The organism is Mycolicibacterium sarraceniae (assembly GCF_010731875.1).
Lineage (GTDB): Bacteria > Actinomycetota > Actinomycetes > Mycobacteriales > Mycobacteriaceae > Mycobacterium > Mycobacterium sarraceniae.
This window is the reverse complement of the sequence record NZ_AP022595.1, coordinates 3,872,743-3,892,161: the sequence shown is the minus strand read 5'-3', so window position 1 is coordinate 3,892,161 and position 19,419 is coordinate 3,872,743. Positions and strand designations below refer to the sequence as shown.

Below are 19,419 nucleotides of genomic sequence, written 5' to 3'. Positions count from 1 at the left end.
GATACGTCCCGGGGCGCAACGTCAGCGAAACCGTGCCGGTTATCCGCCGCCGAGGCCGGACAGGCGATCCCGCAGGCGGGTCCGTAGTGACGGCTTGGGCTGCACGGGCGGCGGCGCGATAGAGGCCGGAATCGGCGGCAGCGCCGCGGGATCAAGCGGCACATCGCTGGGCGGAGCCTCCGGCGGCGGCACGTTCATCGTCATCGCAACCACCGGCGTCGCATCGAAGGTGGGCTCGGGTTCGGGCGATGCGACCGGAAGCGATGGCGCGGCTTCGGGGGCGGCCAGCGCCGGTGCTGGTTCGGAGGCGGGCGGTGCCAGCGCCTCGGGTGCACGCTCGGGCGCCAGCGCGGGAGTCTCGGCGGTATTCACCACATTGCGGTGCTCGGGGCGCACCCCGTGGTCAGGCAGCAGTTCCAGGCCCACCGCCACCGACGCCGACACCACGAACGCCACCACACCTCCGGCCAGCAGCGCTGTCGCGCCGCGCATAGCCTTCGAGTCTCGGTGCCGATCGGCCGGCAGAGCTGGGAGGGTGAACAGCGGATCGTCGAGGATCCCGATGCCGTTCACCGAGGCCAGGGCCGCGCCGCGGGCCAAGGCCAGCTCGGCCTCGGCCGGCGCGAATGCCGGGATGCCCACAACCTCTTCGAGGCGGCGCGCGATCGATTCAAGACCGTCGCCGGAGCCCAGCAACACCAGCCCGTCGGGAGACCAATCGCTGCCGCCCAGAATGTCGGACAGCCAGCCGATCAGGTCCTGATCGGTTTCCAGGTCGTAGCTGACGCAGGTCTGCACGGCACCTTCCTGGGCATCAACGACCAAAGCGACGACCGCCTCGGGCTCGACGACGCACACCGCGGTCACGTCAGAGCCGATCACTCGACCGATGCCGCGCGCAAAGGCTTCGGTGGCCTCTGGCAGGCGGATGGGGATCACGTTGTCGAATCCGGAGTCGGCCAGCGAGTCGAGCAGCAGCGAGGCCTCGACCGATGCGTCATCGCTCCAGGTCACCCCGATGGACTGCAGGCGCTGGCCGCCGGCGATAGCTTGGGTGCGCGATAGCGCCTCGGCAACGAATTCCGATGTCGTGACCGGACTGAAGCCGCCGCGGCGAACGTCGAACGCGTCGTGCCCCTTCGTCGCACCGTCAACTCCATCACCTTGGACGAGGACGAGTCCGACGGTGGTCGGCGTCATCGACAGTCCCAGGACCGTGTCCAACTGAGGCACTCCTCTCCGGTCCTGACTTCGCCGGCCTGACACAGCACGCGCGCACAGTCGCCAAACACCTGTTGCGTTGCGCTGGAAGCGCCGGAAGCGAACCGGGACAGCGTGGTCGTCTTCGATCTCCGTGGAGCCTACCCGCAGTCGCGCATAGCGGCGAATGAGCACCGGACCGTCCCGCTTTGGCGACGATCCGATAACGACTCGACCCTGGAGTTACCGAAGACGAGGAGGTGGCCGCTCAGTCCTGTCGAGGAGGCAGCGCGGCGACCATCGGGGTGTCCACGCCGACCGGACCGAGCTCGTAGGCCCCGCCCGGGTCCCCGATCGGGGCATCCCGGCCCGGCAGGATGTCGCTGAAGAAGGCGGCATTGTCGGCGAGGAACTTCCTCTCCTCTTCGGGCAGGTCGCCCTCGAAGTAGATGGCGTCGACCTCGCAGAGGATTTTGCAGGCGCCGCATTCCACACACTCGGTGGGATTGATGTACATCGTTCGGTCGCCCTCGTAGATGCAGTCGACCGGGCATTCCTTCATGCAGGCCTTGTGTTTGACATCGACACACGCACTGCTGATCACGTAGGTCATGTCCGGAAGCCTATCTGTGACTCGCCGTAGCAGACACGAGCTAGAGGGCCTGTAGAACAGGGACAAAAGTCCCCAATCCGGGAACGCGCGCCACTCAGCGGGGTAACGCCGCCGTGACATCCACCCACCCAGTCGGGTCGCGTCGGTGGTCGGTGGTGTTGCGGCATTCGCCGTAGATCTGCATGGTGGCCCGCTCGGCCTGATCGGATGTGCGGAAGAAGATGGCAGTCACCCCGTTGCGGCTGAAGGCCCGACCACCGGGATGACGGTTTGGCGGCATCGCCGCGGTCCAGCCCTTGGCCGTCATCGCTGCCGCGATCGAGTCGAAGTACTTCGGGGTCTCCAGCACCCCCGGCACATCGAAGTTGAGGTAGACCGCGCCCTGATAGGGCGGTTCGTCGGCGTTCGCGCACGACATCAGCAGATAACTGGCACTGACACCCTTCAGGGTGCCGGCGATCTCGCGGGCCGGATCAAGGACCTGCGTTTTGGCCTGGTCGTCGGTCAACGGGTACGCGACCGGATCGACCGCTGCGCCACGCATATCCCGAAACCTGTGCAGGGCAACGAAACCCAGCCCCAAGGCCAGGCTGACGAGTAATGCTGACGCGATCAGCAGCTGGGCGGGTCTGGCGCGAAGGCCGGTCGCGGCGGGCATCAGATCACGACAGCGGGGTACAGCTGTAGGGGCGTTGATCGAAGAAGTGGACTCCCGGCATGCCGTCGAGGTAGGTGTATTGCACGCCCGGTCCCCAGGTGGTGCCGGGTACCACCCACGGCGGGACGCCGACCGGGTAGGCGACGGTGATATCGGTGAAGAACGCCACGTTGTCCGGGCAGCCCGGACGGCCGCGGACCGGGTTCCAGGCGTGCACGACGATCGGGTTGCGCAGGTGCGGCCCCTGTGCGCAATTCGGTTGGCATTGAACGGAGTTATCGGTGCCGGTGCCCGTGGCGCCGTCGGCTCCCCACGAGCTCCAGGTCATGTCCTCCATGATGCTGGTGGAATCGCATCCGTAGACCACGCGCTGCGGTCTCTCCTGCAGTGGCTGGCTAGGGTCGTAGCAACTGCCGAACATGTACACGGTCGTGCCCGGATCGGCTGCCGCATCGGGAGTGCCGGGGTTCAGCCCCGCCGCCATCAGCACCAGTGCCGCGCCCCCGAGTGTCACTGCCCGGACCATGGCTTCTCCCTTACCGACATCGACGACGCGCGCATGCTAGCACCCAGGTTGGGACCAAAGGCCCTACGAGATGCGGGCCTTTGACTCGGGACGCAACTGGGGCAGAGCCCATAACGTCAGGGACGGCACCGAGCTAGAGGCGCACACCGGGGGATGCGTCCAGGTGTTCACCCGCAGAAGATCGAGGCCAAGGGCTGGCAGTGACCTGTCAGCCCTTGGCCAGGGTGAACTGGCAAATGTCGGTATAGCCGTCGCGGAACAGTTCAGCGCAGCCCGTCAGATACCGCATGTAGCGGTCGTAGACGTCACGCGACTGTAGAGCCACGGCTTCTTCTTCGTTGGCTTCCAATGCTGTCGCCCACAGATCCAGAGTGCGGGCGTAATGCAACCGCAGCGGGTGGACCCGATTGATGGTGAATCCGGCGCTGGTGGCGTGCTCTTCGACATCGGTCACCTTGGGCAACCGGCCACCGGGGAAGATCTCGTCCATGATGAATTTGAAAAACTTCAAGTGCCGCATCGTGATTGGCATTCCGCGTGCGGCGAATTCTTCGTCACTCGGCAGAACGATGGTGTGCAGCAACATCACTCCATCGGCGGGCAATGCGTCGTACGCCATTTTAAAGAATGCGTCGTGGCGGTCTGATCCGAAATGCTCGAACGCACCTATCGAGAGGATCCGGTCGACCGGTTCGTCGAACTGCTCCCAGCCTTCGAGCAAGACGCGCTTGGAGCGGGTGCTGTCGAAGTCATCGAACAGCTGTTGGACGTGCAGCGCCTGGTTCTTGCTCAGGGTCAGCCCGACCACGTTGACGTCGTATTTCTCCAGAGCGCGCACCAACGTCGCTCCCCAGCCGCACCCGACGTCGAGCAGCGTCATCCCCGGCTGCAGGCCCAGCTTTCCCAGCGACAAGTCGATCTTAGCGATCTGCGCCTGCTCCAGCGTCAAATCGTCGCGCTCAAAATAGGCGCAGCTGTACGTTTGTGTTCTGTCCAGGAAGAGCCGATAGAAGTCATCGGAGAGGTCGTAATGGTGCTGCACGTCGTCGAAACGCGGCTCCATGTGATCGGCGTCGGCCGGTGTCTCTAACAAAATCGTGTCCTGTTCTTGCGTCGCACTCCGGCCTACCCACTCAAGACCGGCCACACTCCCCGGGTGACCCAACCCCGACATCCTACGGGACCACACCGATAAATCCCCAGTCGAGCAAACTGCGAGACGGCTAAGCGTCGAATGCTATCCGGATTTTTCCTAGGGCCCATCCTGGCCGTAAGTCGGCTCTCCCTCGTCGTCCCGCCAGTCATTGACTGCAGTGCCCGTGACGGTGTCGGGCGATCCCGGCAAAGTAGCGGTAGGCCGGTCTTCGTCGGCCGTCATCATTTCTTCCGCTTTGGCCCGGGCATGCTCGTCGGGCACCGGCTTTTCGGGCTGTGCTCGAGCGTCGGGGGCCTGGCCGGAAGGCCTTTCGGAGCGTTCTGGAGTGCTCGCGATCGGATTCCCTTCTCGTCCGTGAGGGCGATGTCGAGGATTGGGTCGAGCGAGATCAATGCTGTCGACGGGACTGCCCAAATGTCCCTGCCGCCAAACCGTGGCGTTGTGCTCAGCGACGCCACGAGCGGCCAAAAGGCCGTCCGAGTGCCAAATGAACCGCGTTTCAGGCAAAGTTGAGCTATGGACGCAAAGCTTCCGCTTCGCCGCGGCCGCCGGCTGATGACCTTGCTGGCGGCCCTTCTGCTGGTGCCGGGTCTGCTTGCGGGGCCTGCGCACGCCACCCCGGCGCCGGTGGCCCCGGCTCCCCTGGCACCGCTGGATCAGTCCGCGGTGCTCGGGCAGGTGACCCCGGGACTCGTCGATATCAACACGACTCTCGACTACCAAAGTGCGGTCGGGGCGGGCACGGGGATCGTGCTCGACGCGGGCGGTGAGGTGCTGACCAACAACCACGTCATCGAGGGCGCCACCGGGATCACCGCAACCAGCCTGGCCAATGGGCGGACCTACCCCGTCGATGTCATCGGCTACGACCGCACCAATGACATCGCCGTGGTCCGGTTGCGCGGCGCCAGTGATCTTCCGGTTGCAGCGCTGGGCACGTCGTCGGGTATCGCCGTGGGCGATCCGATCGCGGCGATCGGTAACGCGGGTGGGGCCGGCGGCGCGCCGAGCTTCTCACCGGGCAACATCACTCAACTCGGCGCCTCGGTGCGCGCCTCCGATGAGTCCGGTGGCGGGACGCGTGAACTCAGCGACCTGATCCGGGTGGCCGCCGACGTCCGCCCCGGCGACTCGGGCGGTCCGTTGGTCAATGCGGCCGGCCAGGTGGTCGGCGTCAACGTCGCCGCCACCTTGACCTACCGGATGGGCAACGTCCATGGCGGCGAGGGTTTTGCCATTCCGATTGACCGCGCACTGGGCATCGCCAATGCCATCCGATCCGGGGGCGGCGCGGGAGTGCATATGGGCGACACCGCCTTCATCGGCGTCGGCATCGCTGACGCGAACGACGGGGGCCCCGCCGGAGCGGTTGTGCGCCAAGTGCTTCCGGATACCGCGGCTCGCGGGGTCGGCCTCGCCCCAGGCGATGTCATCACATCTGTCGACGGGATGGCCATCAATGCCGCCGCCGATCTGTCCAACGTGATGGACGCCCACCATCCAGGTGACACCATCACGCTGAGCTGGGTGGACCGTGAAGGCAATCCGCGCACCGCACCTGTGGTCCTCGGCGCTGGCCCAGTCGGCTGATCCCAGAGGCGCAGCTCGGCCTGCGGCTGCATGAACCGGACGTGGCCGGCGCAGCTCGCCAGGGGGTTGGTACGCGGCCACCACCAGGACAGTTAACGTCAAGGGCGGTATCGCCGGCACCAACGAGGATGGAACCCATGAGCACTGCCCTGGCGCGCGGCACCGCAGCGACGATGACCGTGCTGGCTGTGGCGACCGCCGCACCGGTACTCGCCGATTCGACGGCACCGTTGTACAGCTTGGTCGACGCCGCGGCGCAGCGCCTCCAGACCGCCGATGCGGTGGCCGCCAACAAGTGGCTCACCGGTGGCCCGATCACCGATCCGGCCCGGGTCAAGGTGGTGTTGGACGCGGTAGCCAAGGACGCTGAGTCCCGAGGTGTGGCAACTGATTACGCGACGGGCGCGTTCACCAACCAGATCAATGCCACCGAGGCGATAGAGTACGCCAGGTTCGCCGGCTGGAAATTCGACGGCGCGGGCGCGCCGAGGTCGGCCCCAGATCTGGCGGCGTCACGATCGATCATCGACGGGCTCAATCACCAGATCGTCGAGCAATTCGCCGTGCAGTGGCCGCTGCTGAACTCGCCGGGCTGCGGTCCCGCGCTGGCGGCGGCGAAGGTCGTTGTCGCCGGCGAGCGAGGATTCGACGATCTCTACCGCACGGCTCTGGACACCGCCACCCGGTCATACTGTCCCACAGGCTAATTCGCCGGGTGCGGATTACCCAGATACGGGAAGACGTCGAGAACGTCGGTGTGCGGAGCCAGCCCACTGGGCGGGCAGTCACCTTTGGTCAGGAATGCCAGCCGGTAATCGATGACATCGTCGGTGGTGACCCGCCCGTTCGGGTACTTCGCCGGCTTGGCCGGATTGAAGTGCAGCATGTCGGGCAAAGTCCCCTCGCGGTCGATCTCGGCGACAGCCTCGTCTTCGGTGTAGCCGCCGGTGTGGCCCATGAGGTGCACGAATTGCGCGGTCCACCGCTCGCGGTCGTTGACCGGCACGCTCGCGTTGTACTCGAGTTTCGTGTCATCGGTATTGAAGAAACTGCTCACCGACGGATGCCCGGCCCGGTCAACGTGGTTCAGGCCACCATCCTGCCTGAGGCTGCACCGGCCCCAGATCCGGATGTCGGGATTGGCGCCGAGCTCGGCGGTGGGCAGTTCGATCGCGATCGAGAACACGTTGGCGGTCAGATTGGAGTCCACCCCCGTCCACGGTGAGGAGTCACCAAGGTGGGGTGCGGTGAAGTTGCGCCCGCCGGTGATATCGAACAGGTTCTTGATGCCGTCGAAGTCGAAGAAGAAGGCGTCACTGCGGGAACCGGCGGCGAACGTGTGGCCGCCGGATTGATGGACGTTGGCGGTCGGCCCGAACGACACCTCGACCGCGTCGAAGATCTTCTCCCCCATCGGAAATGGTGATTCAGCATCGTCGCCGACCGCCAGGTGCACGTCGACTGTCTGGCGGCCGTCGACAGGCCCGGAGAAGATGAAGCTGAACGCGATGTCGTTGAGCAGATCGCCGTCATTGTCGACCGCGAGACGGTAGATGGCATCGGGATGCAGGGCGTCGGCGTTCGGGTTGGCGTTGAGGATCAGCACGGTCCGGGTCGGGTCGGCCGGCGCTTGGAAGGCATACAGGTCGCAGAGATCCAGGCGCTGATCTCCCAGCGGCGGGCCGAGGCTCAGCCCGGTGAAATGATTCGACATTGCACAACTCCTCCGCCGCGGCCGTCTGTCGACGCTGCATCAGTGGGCATCAATACCCACCAGGGGTCACTGTGCCGGATCAATTCTGCCGAGGCAACAGCCCGTCGATCAAACGGTCGAGTTGGGAGTGCTGGGCGGATACCCAGCGATGCCGCGGCGAGCTGACAGAACCGGCCCGCGAAGGTCACCTCGTCACCAGTTAGCAAGAGGCACAACACTTCCAGTGCTTCATCGAATACCGCGGCACGCTGGCCGGTTGGCACGGTGAACAGATCCCATCCCGCCTGCGACGCGGGGCGCAGCCCAGCACCCGCTTCGGGCCGAGAGCGGCCAGTGACGCGAGCTGTTTGGCGACCAGGGCCGGATGGCGGCCGGGCAGTACCGCCACCGAGGTGCCGACCTGAGGCCGAACCGGATCTTCACGTCGCTCACCCCGCCACGGTCGTCCGCATCCGATTTAGTGACACAGTTGCGGATGTGCCACGTTTCGCGGTGCGCGGACCTTAACCTAGGGGTGTGACAGATGTTTCGGATGTGGTGCCTGGGACTCGCCAGTGCCCGAGGTGACCCGGCGCCAGTTCGTCATCGGATTGCTCACGTCGGCCAGCTTGGTCGGGGCGTCCAGCGCGATCGGGATGTCGCAGACCAATCCCCCGCTGGCTGCCCCCAAGGGTCCCCCTCCGCCGGTCGGCGCGGCCCCGCTGTTGCCCCCGCCCCCGCCGATCGATCGCGTGCCTCTGCCCGGAGGCGGTGAGTTGACCAAGCTGCCCGGCAACGGTGATCTGTTGGCGCTGACCGTCGATGACGGAGTCAACTCCGAGGTGGTACGGCTCTACACCCAACTGGCCAAGGACACCGGAATCCGGATGACGTTCTTCGTCAACGGCGTGTACGACTCCTGGCGCGACAATGCCGCCCTGCTGCGGCCGCTGGTGGATTCCGGTCAGATTCAGCTCGGCAACCACACCTGGTCGCATCCGGATCTGACCACACTGCCCAAGGATCAGATCGCTGATCAGTTGCGGCGCAACGACCAGTTCCTGCGTACCACGTTCGGTGCCGACGCCACCCCGTATTTCCGGCCGCCCTACGGCAGCCACAATGACGATGTCGATGCCGTCGCCGCCGATCTCGGTTACCGGGTCCCGACCCTGTGGGCGGGATCGCTGGCCGATTCCACGGAGGTGACCGAAGACTTCATCGTGAAGATGGCCGACCAATACTTCATTCAGCAGAACATCGTCATCGGCCACCTCAATCATCTGCCGGTCACGCATGTCTACCCCGCGCTGGTGGACATCATCCGATCCCGCAACCTGCGTACGGTCACGCTCAACGACGTCTTCCTGCAGCCGGAGATCCCACACGTCACCTCGGCATAGGATCACACCATGGAAGGCTCCGTGACCGTGCACATGGCCGCACCGGCCGACAAGATCTGGAATCTCATCGCCGACATCACCAGGACCGGTGAGTTCTCGCCGGAGGTGTTCGAGTCCGAATGGCTCGATGGCACCACCGGGCCGGCACTGGGGGCGACGTTCCGCGGCCATGTGCGCCGCAACGAGATCGGCCCGGTGTACTGGACCACCTGCCGCGTCACCGCGTGCGAGCCGGGACGCGAATTCGGGTTCGCCGTGCTGGCTGGCGACAAGGCCCTCAACAACTGGCACTACCGCCTGGACCCGAGCGGTGACGGCACCGACGTGACAGAGTCGTTCCGGCTCGCCAACGCCGCGCCGATGCGGCTGTTCTGGTTGTTCGGCGGATGTTTGCGGGGCCGGCGCAACCGGCGGGACATGCGCACGACGCTGGAGCGAATGAAGAAAGTCGTTGAGAAGGAATGATCTTCCATGGGTATCGAGACACGTGTCAACGGTCAGCAGCCACCCGAGATCGCACTTGGCGACATCAATCTGGGCACCTTCGAGTTCTGGGGCCTCGACGACGCGGCCCGCGACGGTGCGTTCGCCACGCTGCGTCGCGAAGCCCCGATTAAGTTCTTCCACGAGGTCGAGATGGAGGGCGTGCCCCACGGCAAGGGGCACTGGGCACTGGGCACTGGGCACTGACGAAGCTCGACGACGTCTTCTACGCCAGCCGTCACCCGGAAATCTTCAGCTCGTATCCGAACATCACCATCGCCGATCAAATCCCAGACGTCGCCGAGTACTTCGGGTCGATGATCGCCTTGGACGACCCGCGGCACTCGCGGCTGCGCAACATCGTGCGCAGCGCGTTCACGCCGAAGGTGGTGGCCCGCACCGAGCAGTCGGTACGCGACCGCGCCGAGCAGTTGGTATCGGCGATGCTCGAGAACCACCCCGACGGCCATGCCGAGCTGGTCTCCGAGCTATCCGGACCGCTTCCCCTGCAGGTCATCTGCGACATGATGGGCATCCCGGATTCGGATCACGACCGGATCTTGCAATGGACCAACATCATCCTCGGCTTCGGCGACCCCGACCTGACTACCGACTTCGACGAGTTCCTCAAGGTCGCACTGGATATCGGCGCCTATGCGACGACGCTGGCTGAGGACCGCAGGGCCAACCCCCGCGAAGACCTGACCACCGCACTGGTGGTCGCCGAGGTCGACGGGGAGCGGCTGACATCGGCCGAGATTGCCTCGTTCTTCATCCTGCTGGCCGTCGCCGGTAATGAGACCACCCGCAACGCGATCAGCCATGGTGTCCTGGCGCTGACTCGCTACCCCGAGCAGCGTGGCATCTGGTGGGACGGTTTCGACGCGGTCAGCGATACCGCCGTCGAGGAAGTGGTGCGGTGGGCATCACCGGTTATCTACATGCGCCGCACTGTGACTCGTGACATCGAGTTGTCCGGGGTCGCGATGGCCGAAGGCGACAAGGTCACCATGTGGTACGCCTCGGCCAACCGCGACGAGGACAAGTTCGCTAACCCCTGGCTCTTCGATGTCACCCGCACACCGAACCATCACGTCGGCTTCGGCGGCGGCGGGGCGCACTTCTGCCTCGGCGCCAATCTGGCCCGCCGCGAGATCGCCGTCGTTTTCGAAGAACTGCATCACCGCATACCGGATATCGCGGTGACCGAGGAGCCGGCGATGCTGCTCTCGGCGTTCATTCACGGGATCAAGCGGCTACCGGTCAGCTGGGGCTAGGCCTGAGGTTGTGGCGCCGGCAGTGCCGCCCTCGTAGCGTTGGTGAGCATGAAGCAACGGCTGCACTGGCTGGCGATGCACGGGGTGGTCCGAACGGTCGCCACAATTGCGGCGCGACGCGGTGATCCGCAGGCCCGGATGGTGGCCGATCCGGGGGTGCGCGCCAATCCGGTCGCCTTCTACACCGAGCTGCGCCCGCGCGGCCCGCTGATCCGCACCCGGGTCGGTCACATGACCGTCGATCATGCGGTGGCTCACGAGCTGTTGCGCTCCGAGGATTTCCGGGTGATCGTGCTCGGCGGCAATCTGCCCGCGCCGGTGCGCTGGCTGGAACAGCGCACCCGCGCCAATCTGCTGCACCCGCTGCGCCCACCGTCGCTGCTGGCGGTCGAACCACCCGAGCACACCCGATATCGCAAGACCGTCTCGTCGGTCTTCACCAGCCGTGCGGTGGCCGCGCTGCGCGATCGAGTCGAAGACAGCGCCGGGGAGCTGCTCGACGGGCTGGCCGCCGGTCCCGGAGTGGTCGACATCATCGAGCGGTACTGCTCGCAGCTGCCGGTCGCGGTGATCGGCGACATTCTCGGTGTGCCGGATGCCGACCGGCCGCGCATTCTCGAGTTCGGTGAGCTCGCGGCTCCGAGCTTGGACGTCGGGCTGTCCTGGCCGCAATACCAGCGGGTGCAGCATGGCCTTTCCGGATTCAACCAGTGGCTGTCGGCACATCTGCAGCATCTGCGTCAGCACCCTGGCGATGACCTGATGAGCCAGCTGATCGCAGCCTCCGAGGACGGCGCGCATCTGAATGAGGCCGAACTGCAGGGCGTCGCGGGACTGGTGCTCGCCGCCGGGTTCGAGACCACAGTGAACCTGCTGGGCAATGGAATTCGGCTGCTGCTGAACTATCCCGACCAACTCGCCCGCCTGGTAGCCGATCCGTCGCTGTGGCCGAATGCGGTCGAGGAAATCTTGCGACTGGAATCACCGGTGCAGCTTTCGGCACGGCTGGCCCTGCGCGACACCGAGGTGGCGGGGACGCGGGTGAAGGCCGGCGAAATGGTGGTGATCTATCTGGCCGCCGCAAACTGTGATCCCGCCGTCTTCGACGATCCCCACCGCTTCGATATCGGCCGGCCCAATGCCGGTAAGCACCTTGCCTTTTCGGGTGGCCGCCATTTCTGTCTGGGAGCGGCGCTGGCGCGAGCCGAGGGTGAGGTGGGCTTGCGCCAGTTCTTCACGCGCTTCCCCGAGGCCCGGCTGGCCGGCCTCGGCAGTCAGCGCGATACGCGGGTGCTGCGCGGGTTGGCCCAACTACCGGTTAGCCTTGGCGCGTCAGCCTCCCCCGAGCACCCAAACCGACGTTTCGCCGAGAAGGGATGAATGCACCCCGGCGAAACATCGCGGTGCTTGGCGGCGTTTTCCTCGGCCTACCTCCGACCCAGACCAGTGCGCCGATGACGACCAACGCCACGACCACGGCGATGACAATCCAGACAGTGTTCGTGGCCGTCCGTGGTTCCACTCATTGAGCGGACCGCGAATGCGGCGCCATCAATCAGCGGCGTTCCCGCCGGGGCCGTGCGTCAAACCGCTCAACGCGGTCAGCATGCCGGCCGCGGCGCGCGGCCAGGTGAAGGTTTCGGCTCGTCGTCGCGCACAGAACCGTCGTTGGTGTTCAGGACGGTCCATCACGCCGGTGACAGCTTGGGCGATGGCGTGCGGATCATTGTCGGCGCACGCGCCGCTGTCGGAGGTCAGGATCTCGGTCAGCGCGGAGGTACGGGACACGACGGCTGGCGTGCCGCACGCCAGCGCCTCGAGGGCGGCCAGGCCGAAGGTCTCATGCGGACCGGGCGCCAATGCGATATCGGCGGACGCCAAGAGCGTGGCAACGGCATCCCGAGATTCGACGAAACCGGTGAAATCCACCGGCAACCGCGCCGCCTGCCGTTGCAGCCGGGTCCGCATGGGCCCGTCGCCAGCGATCACCAGGCGGGCGTCGATGCCTGAATCACGAAGGGCAGCAAGGGCGTCGATGCTTCGATCGGCACGTTTTTCCACCGAAAGCCGACCGCAGTGCACCAGAAGCAATTGACGCGGATCGGCCCAGCGGTTGCGGGTGAACGTGCAGAACCGATCGGGATGGAACATGTCGAGATCCACCCCCAGTGGCACTGTCATCACGTTCTGGGCACCGATACGATCGAACTCTTCGCGGGCAAAGCTGGTGGTACACAGCACCGTGTAGTACCTGGCCGCGGTCCGACGGTTGGCCATATCGGCGATCCGGCGCGCCAGCCGTTTCGGCAGCAGCTGTCCGGTCAACCGGTCGAGGCGCTCGTGGGAGATCATCACCGTGGTAATCCCCTGCCGGGCGCCCCATCGGCCCAGCGATCGCAGGGTGAACCGGTCGGACACCTCGATCGCGTCGGGTGCCAGCTGCTCCAGCAGCGTGGTCACCGGGGCGGGCACGACCGCGCGGTATCCTCCGGTGAATGGAATCTGTTTGGCAGGCAACGTTATTCGGGTGACACCACTGGGAAGCAGGGTGTGGGCGGCAGTGGATCCGGGCACGATGAGGAACACTTCGTGCCCGGCCGCGCAGTATTCGGCACCCAGGCGGTCGACGGCGGTGCGCAGGCCACCGGATCGGGGGCCGTAGAAGTTCGCGACTTGCGCGACCCTCATCATGGCCGTATCTGAACCCGCGGCGGTGTGCGCATGGCTACGCCCGCCCTTCGGCGTCCTGAACATGCGGTGAACAGCCACAAGTGCACTACCGTTGATCACGTGCAGATTTCGGATGTGTTGCAGGTTGTGGCGCGGCGCACCGCTCACTATCCTGCTGGACGGCATCGAGCGACCCGGCCACGCCGTCGCCACCAGGGATGCCCGCGGCCGGGTCATGGTCGCCGTGCGGCTCGACAACTAGAGGTTGCGAGAGAACCAGTCCTGCAATCGATTCCACGCATCTGCGGCTGCGACCGCGTTGTAGCGCGGTCCGCTGTCGTTGAAGAACGCATGGTCGGCGTCCGGCTCCACCACCAGGACATTGACCACACCGGCCTGATCCAACGCCGCCTTGGCGGCCGGTTCGGACGACGTGACGCGCTGGTCGAGCGCGCCATACAGGCCCAGCACGGCAACGTTCTTCGACCTGCCGAAATTTGGATTGTCCGGCAACGGACCGTAAAACGGCACCGCCGCCGCCAGCCGGGGCTCCCCCGCGGCCAGCAGTCGCCACACCAGGCCGCCACCGAAGCAGAAGCCGACGACGGCCAGATTCTGGCCCGGTGAACGGCGCGCCAGCTCGTCAAGCCCGGATCTGAGATCGGCGATAAACCGGTCCGGTGCGATATTGCCCAGTGCGGCGGTCGCCGCGGCCGGGTCGGTGAATGTAGCTGTGCCACCTTCCTCGGAGAGCAGATCGATGGCCAGCGCGTTGTACCCGATGCCGGCGAGTCGGCCGGCGACCGTTCCCACCCAGTCGGTGAGGCCCTTGTTCTCGTGGATCACCAGGACCGCGCCGCGCGGTGTGGCGGCCTGCGCCCAGGCACCCCGGAGTTGCCCCTTCGGCCCCACCCAGGTGATGGGTGTGGTGGGCAGCGCACCGGCCATCCCGGGTGGTGGCGCAGCCGATGTCGGCGCGGTGGTGGACGGGGACAGTGAGGACGAAGACGCCGGAGCGGGCTTGTCCGTGGCGCACGCAGCGATCAACGAACTCGCCGCCGCGGCGCCCATACCCAGCAGTGCCAGGCGCCGCATAGCTTCTCGGCGGCTCAGCAGACCGTCGACGTGATCGGTGGCGATCTCTTCGGCGATGTAGCGCTGTAGTTGAGTCACCCACGCGAGTATGCGCCTTTTAGGTAAGCGTCAGGTGAAAGCAGGATCTTCGAGGAGGTGGCCATGACACATCGCGCCGTCCACCTGCTCGCCACGGAGCAAAGGGAACTGGCCCGGCTGTTCGGCGGTGAGACCGGCGACCAGGTCAAGACGTTCAGCCACTGCCGTTGGGAGGACGACCCCGAGGGAACCGGCGTGGCAATCCAAGTCGATCATCTAGACGCCGCGCAGGTGCGCGGGCTCGCCGACCGAAGCCGGGCCGACTATGGCCGAATTGATGTGCTGGTCAACGACATCTGGGGTGCCGAGATCCTCAAGGGGCCGCCACCGGAATGGAATCGCCCCATCTGGGAACACGACATCGACAGCGGGTCGATATGACGGACGGCACCGCCGAGTGCAACGCACACGCCTCCCGGCTGTCGGCGTTCTACGACGCGGTGAAATCCGCGGTCAACCGGTTGGCGTGTGCGCTCGGGCACGAGCTGACGCCCTATGTTCACCGATCTCGACGGTCGACAGCCCGACGCCTGTTCACCCCTGTGAGTAAACACATCTGAGAAAGTGTCCACTAAATCGTTGACACCCGTCCGGGCGGACGGTTCTATTGACGTTCGTGACCTACGACACGATCATCCGCAACGGCCGGTGGTTCGACGGCACGGGAGCCCCGTCCGGAATCCGTGACATCGGCATCAAGGACGGCCGGGTCGCCGTAGTCAGCCTGCGCCCGCTCGACGTGACCGGCTGCGACGATGTCGTCGATGCAGGGGGCAAATGGGTGATGCCGGGCATGGTCGACATCCACACCCACTACGACGTCGAGGTGCTGGGCGGCCCCGGCCTGCCGGAGTCGGTGCGCCACGGCGTCACCACAATTCTGCTGGGCTCCTGTTCACTGTCGACCATCCACGTCGACGGCAGCGATGCCGGCGATCTGTTCGGCCGGGTGGAGGCGATCCCACGCGAGCACGTCATCGCCGCGGTCGACGGGGCCAAGACCTGGAATACCGCCGATCAATACATACAGGCCCTGGAGTCCCGGCCGCTGGGCCCGAACATCGCGGCGTTCATCGGTCACTCCGATATGCGCACTGCCGTCATGGGATTGGATCGCGCCACCCGGGACGACGTGCGGCCCAGCGCAACGCAGCAGGCCGAGATGGAGCGCATGCTCGCCGAAGCCCTGGATGCCGGATTCGTCGGGATGTCCTCGATGCAGTTGCTTTTCGACAAGATCGACGGCGACACCTGCCGCTCCCGCACACTGCCGTCCACGTACGCCAAGCCGCGTGAGCTGCGCCGCCTCAAGTCACTGCTGCGCAAGCGTGGCCGCGTGCTGCAGTCCGGCCCGGACATCCAGAACCCAGTGAACCTCTTATCGCAAGTGGTGCAATCACTTCCGGTACTGCGCGACAAGCTCAAGACCAGCCTGCTGTCGGCGGCCGATGTCAAATCCAATCCGTTCGCCATCCTGTTGCTGGGCCCGCTGGCCAAGGCGGCCAACACGTTCGGCGGTGATTTCCGCTGGCAGCACCTGCCGGTTCCGTTCGAGGTCTACGCCGACGGCATCGATCTGGTGGTGTTCGAGGAGTTCGGCTCCGGAGCGGCCGCGCTGCATCTACGTGACGAGGTCGAGCGCAACACGCTGCTCAAGGACGAGAACTACCGGCGCCAGTTCCGCAAGGACTACGACACCAAATACGGGGTTCGGGTCTGGCATCGCGACTTCTTCGACGCCGATATCGTCGGCTGCCCCGACGAATCCGTCGTGGGTAAGTCGTTCGGACAGGTCGGCAAGGACCGCGGGCTGCACCCGGTCGACGCGTTCCTGGACCTCGTGCTCGAGCATGGCACCGCCCTGCGCTGGCGTACGACCATTTCCAATCACCGCCCCGAGGTGCTCAAGAAGCTGGCCAAGGATCCCGGCATTCAGATGGGCTTCTCCGATGCCGGTGCGCACCTGCGCAATATGGCGTTCTACAACTCCGGGCTTCGGCTGTTGCGTCATGTGCGTGACGCCCAGCGCAGCGGACGGTCGTTCATGTCCGTCGAGCAGGCGGTGCACCGGATGACCGGCGAGCTGGCCGATTGGTATCAGATCGACGCCGGCCACCTGCGCGTCGGCGATCGCGCTGATCTCGTCGTGGTCGACCCTGCTCACCTCGACAGTCGTCTCGATGACTACGCCGAGGAGCCCGTCGAGCAATACGGGGGCCTGTCCCGGATGGTCAACCGCAACAACGAAGCCGTCGAGCTGGTGTTGATCGGCGGGCGCGCGGTGGTCCGTGACGGGGAGCCCACGCCCGTGCTCGGTGTGCAGCGCACCGGGAGCTTCTTGCGGGTGGGCCGGACAACGCCGGCACCGGGAACCACCCCCGGACCTACCAAGGAATCGGAGCTGGCACATGTCAATTGACACTTCGGCGGTCCCCACCGACATCGCACAGACGGTGCTCGGCATGTGGAAGGCGTTGTCCAACCGAGACTGGGAGACGGTCAAGACGTTCCTGTCCGACGACTGCATCTACGTCGACATGCCGGTCGGACCGATCGCGGCCGCGCGCGGTCCCGAGGACATCGTCAAGCGGCTGAAAATCGGGCTCGAGCCGTTGGCGGGCTATGAAAACCACGACGGCGTGTTGGTCAGCAACGGCGTGGACACCATGTACGAGCATTCCGAGACGTGGACGTTCACGACCGGCGAGCAAGGTGTGCTGCGCTTTGTCACCGTGCACAAGGTCGAGAACGGCAAGATCACGCTGTGGAAGGACTACTGGGATATGAACGGGCTGACGAGTTTCGCTCCGCCCACCTGGCTGGAAGATCTTGCCCAGGCGGACATGTCGTGGATGTTCGACGCCACCGGGCTGATCTGAGATCCCTCGTCGACCTCGCCTTGGCCACGATACGCGCGCCCGGTCCTGGCAGACTTCGGCCATGCGGACCGCCTCACTCGCGAGCACAGCACAGCGGGTACCGCGGCCCGGCCAGGAGCCAGCCGGTTGCGAACCACTGGCAGAGGACCATCCGCGAAACCTGCCAGTTTCTCATGGGGGAAAAAATTTCGCCAACGACGGATGCCGGTCCGATCAGCAGGAGGCAGAGATGCGCACGATCGTCATTGCGGCGGTTATCGCGGGCGGACTGTTCACAACGACGATCTCGCTGGCCGCTCCGTCGTCAGCCACGTCGTGCCACTCAACGAGCTGCGTACCGAACGTGGCCCGCAACGTCGTCAGCGGAACGCCATGCACGCCGAGCCCCTCATTCGTGTTCGGTATGGACGCCAACAACGGAACTCTGATCTGCGCGGCTAGTGGCGTATGGATGCCGACCGGCCCGCTCGTCGGCGAGGCTCAGAACGCGCTGTCCTGCTCGACGCCGGGTACCACCGCCCAGGAGCGGATGGCCGGCGACGAGTGGCAGGTCAACGTGCCCGGCGTGCCGCTGCTGTGCACGGGTCCGGCCGATATCGCCAGATGGACCCACTTCCCGCCCACCTGATCAACCTACAACCGGTATCGGGCGTTCTCCCGCCCGATCAAGTCGACCACGCCGAAATGCGTCGGCGTCGTCACCCGCGGCCGGTAGGAACACCCGCGCCAGCTGATCTTCAGTCATCTCGTGGCGTCGGTCCCAATAGCTATGCGGGTCAACATGTTCGGGCAGGCCCAACAGCGGTGCACAGTGCGCTCGCACCGCGAAGCAGAGCTGGCTGTCGAAACCCGACGCGACGTCGGCCAACGGCTCGATATTGGCCTCGTTGAGGCCGTTCTCGAAGCGCCGGCGATCACCGGGCGTCAGCCAGTAGCCATGTAGGTGGTTGTCCACCAGGGGCACATTGGCGATGTGGTCATGGCAGCTTACTGTGCCGACCACACCCCGTTGTTGCGCGGAATAACCGCTAGGCGCGGCTGGGCAGGGTCAGCTTGCAGCTCTGCCCGATGTCCAGAGTGGACAGCATGCGGCCCATGCCGATCCACATCGCGCACGACAACGTCAGGTCGGCGAGCAGCTCATCGGAGAACTGGGCGTGGGCGCGATCCCAGAAGTCCTCGTCGTACTTGAGGTTCACGTGGTCGGTGCCGAACCGGTGCGCGAACTCCGCAGCGACGCGCTCCTGGTCGCTGTAACCCGGCCAGGTCTGCCATTCCAGGGCGTGGTCGTAGAGCTCCTCATCGACTCCGGCGGCGGGTCCGTCGGCGTCGCGGGTGTTCTGGCACAAGACGCATTCGTTGTCGTGGGCGATCACAGCGCGGGCGAGCTCGCGCACCCGCATCGGCAGGCGGTTCTTCTCGCTGTAGACCGCACCGCTGAAGCCCGCCATCGCCGTTCCGATGTCCGGGGACTTGACGATCCAACCGGCGACGTCATCTTCGGCGAAATTTCCGATTCGGCTCATCGCGCGACCGTACGCCACGAGAGGCGAATCTGGAACGCGTTCTAGTTTTTCCGACGAGGTTTTATGTCAGCTCGGCGGGCGCGACACGCACTGCGCGGAGTAGAGCTCGACGCCGAGTTTGTCCATCAGCTCGAGCTGCGTCTCGAGGTAGTCGATATGGTGCTCCTCATCGGCAACGATCTCCTCGAAGAGGTTGGCCGTGGTGGAGTCCAGCTTCTCGCGACACACGACGATGGCGGGTTTGAGCCGGGCGACCACCTCGTACTCGATCGCCAGATCGCTTTCGAACTGCTCGCGCAGGCTCTGGCCAATTCGAAGTGAGCCCAGCCGCTGGTAGTTGGGCAGACCGTCGAGGAGCAGGATGCGGTCGGTGATCGCCTCGGCGTGCCGCATCTCGTCGAACGATTCGTCCCTGGTGTGTTTGGCCAGCTCCGTGAAGCCCCAATTGTCCTGCATCTTCGAATGCAGGAAGTACTGATTGATCGCGGTCAGTTCGCTGGTGAGCTGCTCGTTGAGCAGGCGCAGAACTTCCGGGTCACCTTGCATGACGACTCCCCTTGGGTGGCTGTGGA

Annotated in this window: 18 protein-coding genes and 3 pseudogenes; 10 read left to right on the top strand and 11 right to left on the bottom strand. The window is 65.5% G+C overall.

Going from position 1 to position 19,419, the window contains the following annotated elements:
* Positions 1-39: 39 nt before the first annotated feature.
* The 5 genes from G6N13_RS19465 to G6N13_RS19445 all read right to left on the bottom strand — a co-directional run bounded on the left by G6N13_RS19465 (position 40) and on the right by G6N13_RS19445 (position 4,060).
* Complete coding sequence (locus tag G6N13_RS19465; protein ID WP_163699608.1) at positions 40-1,224, bottom strand: DUF7159 family protein; 1,185 nt, start codon at positions 1,222-1,224, stop codon at positions 40-42.
* 244 nt (positions 1,225-1,468) lie between these two features.
* Positions 1,469-1,813: a ferredoxin gene (gene fdxA, locus G6N13_RS19460; protein WP_163699606.1), complete on the bottom strand. Its 345-nt coding sequence runs from the start codon at positions 1,811-1,813 to the stop codon at positions 1,469-1,471.
* 94 nt (positions 1,814-1,907) lie between these two features.
* Entirely contained in the window at positions 1,908-2,471 is a 564-nt protein-coding gene (locus G6N13_RS19455; RefSeq protein ID WP_163699605.1) for a lipoprotein LppJ family protein, read from the bottom strand.
* Positions 2,472-2,475: 4 nt separating this feature from the next.
* Entirely contained in the window at positions 2,476-2,997 is a 522-nt protein-coding gene (locus tag G6N13_RS19450) for a hypothetical protein (protein ID WP_163699603.1), read from the bottom strand.
* A gap of 208 nt (positions 2,998-3,205) precedes the next feature.
* Complete coding sequence (locus G6N13_RS19445; RefSeq protein WP_170310501.1) at positions 3,206-4,060, bottom strand: cyclopropane mycolic acid synthase family methyltransferase; 855 nt, start codon at positions 4,058-4,060, stop codon at positions 3,206-3,208.
* A gap of 609 nt (positions 4,061-4,669) precedes the next feature.
* On the opposite strand from G6N13_RS19445, the gene G6N13_RS19440 reads away from it, so the two are divergent.
* Both G6N13_RS19440 and G6N13_RS19435 read left to right on the top strand, forming a co-directional pair.
* A complete protein-coding gene (locus G6N13_RS19440) occupies positions 4,670-5,743 on the top strand; it encodes a S1C family serine protease (RefSeq protein WP_163699601.1) in 1,074 nt (357 codons plus the stop codon).
* A 137-nt stretch (positions 5,744-5,880) separates the two neighbouring features.
* Positions 5,881-6,450: a chorismate mutase gene (locus tag G6N13_RS19435; RefSeq protein ID WP_163699599.1), complete on the top strand. Its 570-nt coding sequence runs from the start codon at positions 5,881-5,883 to the stop codon at positions 6,448-6,450.
* Here the strand turns inward: G6N13_RS19435 and G6N13_RS19430 are convergent.
* Positions 6,447-7,457 (bottom strand): DUF4331 family protein, encoded by a 1,011-nt coding sequence (locus G6N13_RS19430; protein WP_163699597.1) that lies wholly within the window; start codon positions 7,455-7,457, stop codon positions 6,447-6,449. The genes G6N13_RS19435 and G6N13_RS19430 overlap by 4 nt on opposite strands.
* Before the next feature lie 554 nt (positions 7,458-8,011).
* Between G6N13_RS19430 and G6N13_RS19420 the strand changes: the two genes are divergently transcribed.
* The 4 genes and pseudogenes from G6N13_RS19420 to G6N13_RS19405 all read left to right on the top strand — a co-directional run bounded on the left by G6N13_RS19420 (position 8,012) and on the right by G6N13_RS19405 (position 11,979).
* Positions 8,012-8,839, top strand: coding sequence for a polysaccharide deacetylase family protein (locus G6N13_RS19420; protein ID WP_407663754.1), 828 nt, complete (start codon positions 8,012-8,014; stop codon positions 8,837-8,839).
* Between the two features lie 9 nt (positions 8,840-8,848).
* On the top strand, positions 8,849-9,304 hold the full coding sequence (locus tag G6N13_RS19415; protein ID WP_163699595.1) for an SRPBCC family protein: 456 nt from the start codon (positions 8,849-8,851) through the stop codon (positions 9,302-9,304).
* A 6-nt stretch (positions 9,305-9,310) separates the two neighbouring features.
* Positions 9,311-10,599 (top strand): annotated as a pseudogene (locus tag G6N13_RS19410) (cytochrome P450).
* A 48-nt stretch (positions 10,600-10,647) separates the two neighbouring features.
* Positions 10,648-11,979 carry a cytochrome P450 gene (locus G6N13_RS19405; protein WP_163699593.1) on the top strand — a complete coding sequence of 444 codons (1,332 nt, stop codon included), beginning with the start codon at positions 10,648-10,650 and terminating at the stop codon, positions 11,977-11,979.
* A gap of 171 nt (positions 11,980-12,150) precedes the next feature.
* On the opposite strand, the gene G6N13_RS19400 is transcribed toward G6N13_RS19405, so the two are convergent.
* Together G6N13_RS19400 and G6N13_RS19395 are read right to left on the bottom strand one after the other, a co-directional pair.
* Complete coding sequence (locus G6N13_RS19400; RefSeq protein WP_163702320.1) at positions 12,151-13,287, bottom strand: glycosyltransferase; 1,137 nt, start codon at positions 13,285-13,287, stop codon at positions 12,151-12,153.
* Positions 13,288-13,527: 240 nt separating this feature from the next.
* A complete protein-coding gene (locus tag G6N13_RS19395) occupies positions 13,528-14,442 on the bottom strand; it encodes a dienelactone hydrolase family protein (protein WP_163699591.1) in 915 nt (304 codons plus the stop codon).
* Positions 14,443-14,628: 186 nt separating this feature from the next.
* On the opposite strand from G6N13_RS19395, the pseudogene G6N13_RS25400 reads away from it, so the two are divergent.
* The 4 genes and pseudogenes from G6N13_RS25400 to G6N13_RS19375 all read left to right on the top strand — a co-directional run.
* Positions 14,629-14,939: pseudogene (locus tag G6N13_RS25400) on the top strand (short-chain dehydrogenase); the annotation flags it as partial.
* Positions 14,940-15,058: 119 nt separating this feature from the next.
* Positions 15,059-16,861: an N-acyl-D-amino-acid deacylase family protein gene (locus G6N13_RS19385; protein ID WP_179965021.1), complete on the top strand. Its 1,803-nt coding sequence runs from the start codon at positions 15,059-15,061 to the stop codon at positions 16,859-16,861.
* Entirely contained in the window at positions 16,851-17,321 is a 471-nt protein-coding gene (locus tag G6N13_RS19380) for a limonene-1,2-epoxide hydrolase family protein (RefSeq protein ID WP_163699579.1), read from the top strand. The genes G6N13_RS19385 and G6N13_RS19380 overlap by 11 nt, the downstream gene beginning before the upstream one ends.
* Positions 17,322-17,550: 229 nt before the next feature.
* Positions 17,551-17,949 (top strand): hypothetical protein, encoded by a 399-nt coding sequence (locus tag G6N13_RS19375; RefSeq protein ID WP_163699577.1) that lies wholly within the window; start codon positions 17,551-17,553, stop codon positions 17,947-17,949.
* Between the two features lie 72 nt (positions 17,950-18,021).
* On the opposite strand, the pseudogene G6N13_RS19370 reads toward G6N13_RS19375, so the two are convergent.
* The 3 genes and pseudogenes from G6N13_RS19370 to bfr form a co-directional block, all read right to left on the bottom strand.
* A pseudogene (locus G6N13_RS19370) lies at positions 18,022-18,324 on the bottom strand (amidohydrolase family protein); the annotation flags it as partial.
* Positions 18,325-18,349: 25 nt separating this feature from the next.
* Positions 18,350-18,847, bottom strand: a complete 498-nt coding sequence (locus tag G6N13_RS19365; protein ID WP_163699575.1) for a carboxymuconolactone decarboxylase family protein — start codon at positions 18,845-18,847, stop codon at positions 18,350-18,352.
* A gap of 66 nt (positions 18,848-18,913) precedes the next feature.
* A complete protein-coding gene (gene bfr / locus G6N13_RS19360; protein ID WP_163699573.1) occupies positions 18,914-19,393 on the bottom strand; it encodes a bacterioferritin in 480 nt (159 codons plus the stop codon).
* Positions 19,394-19,419: the final 26 nt, after the last annotated feature.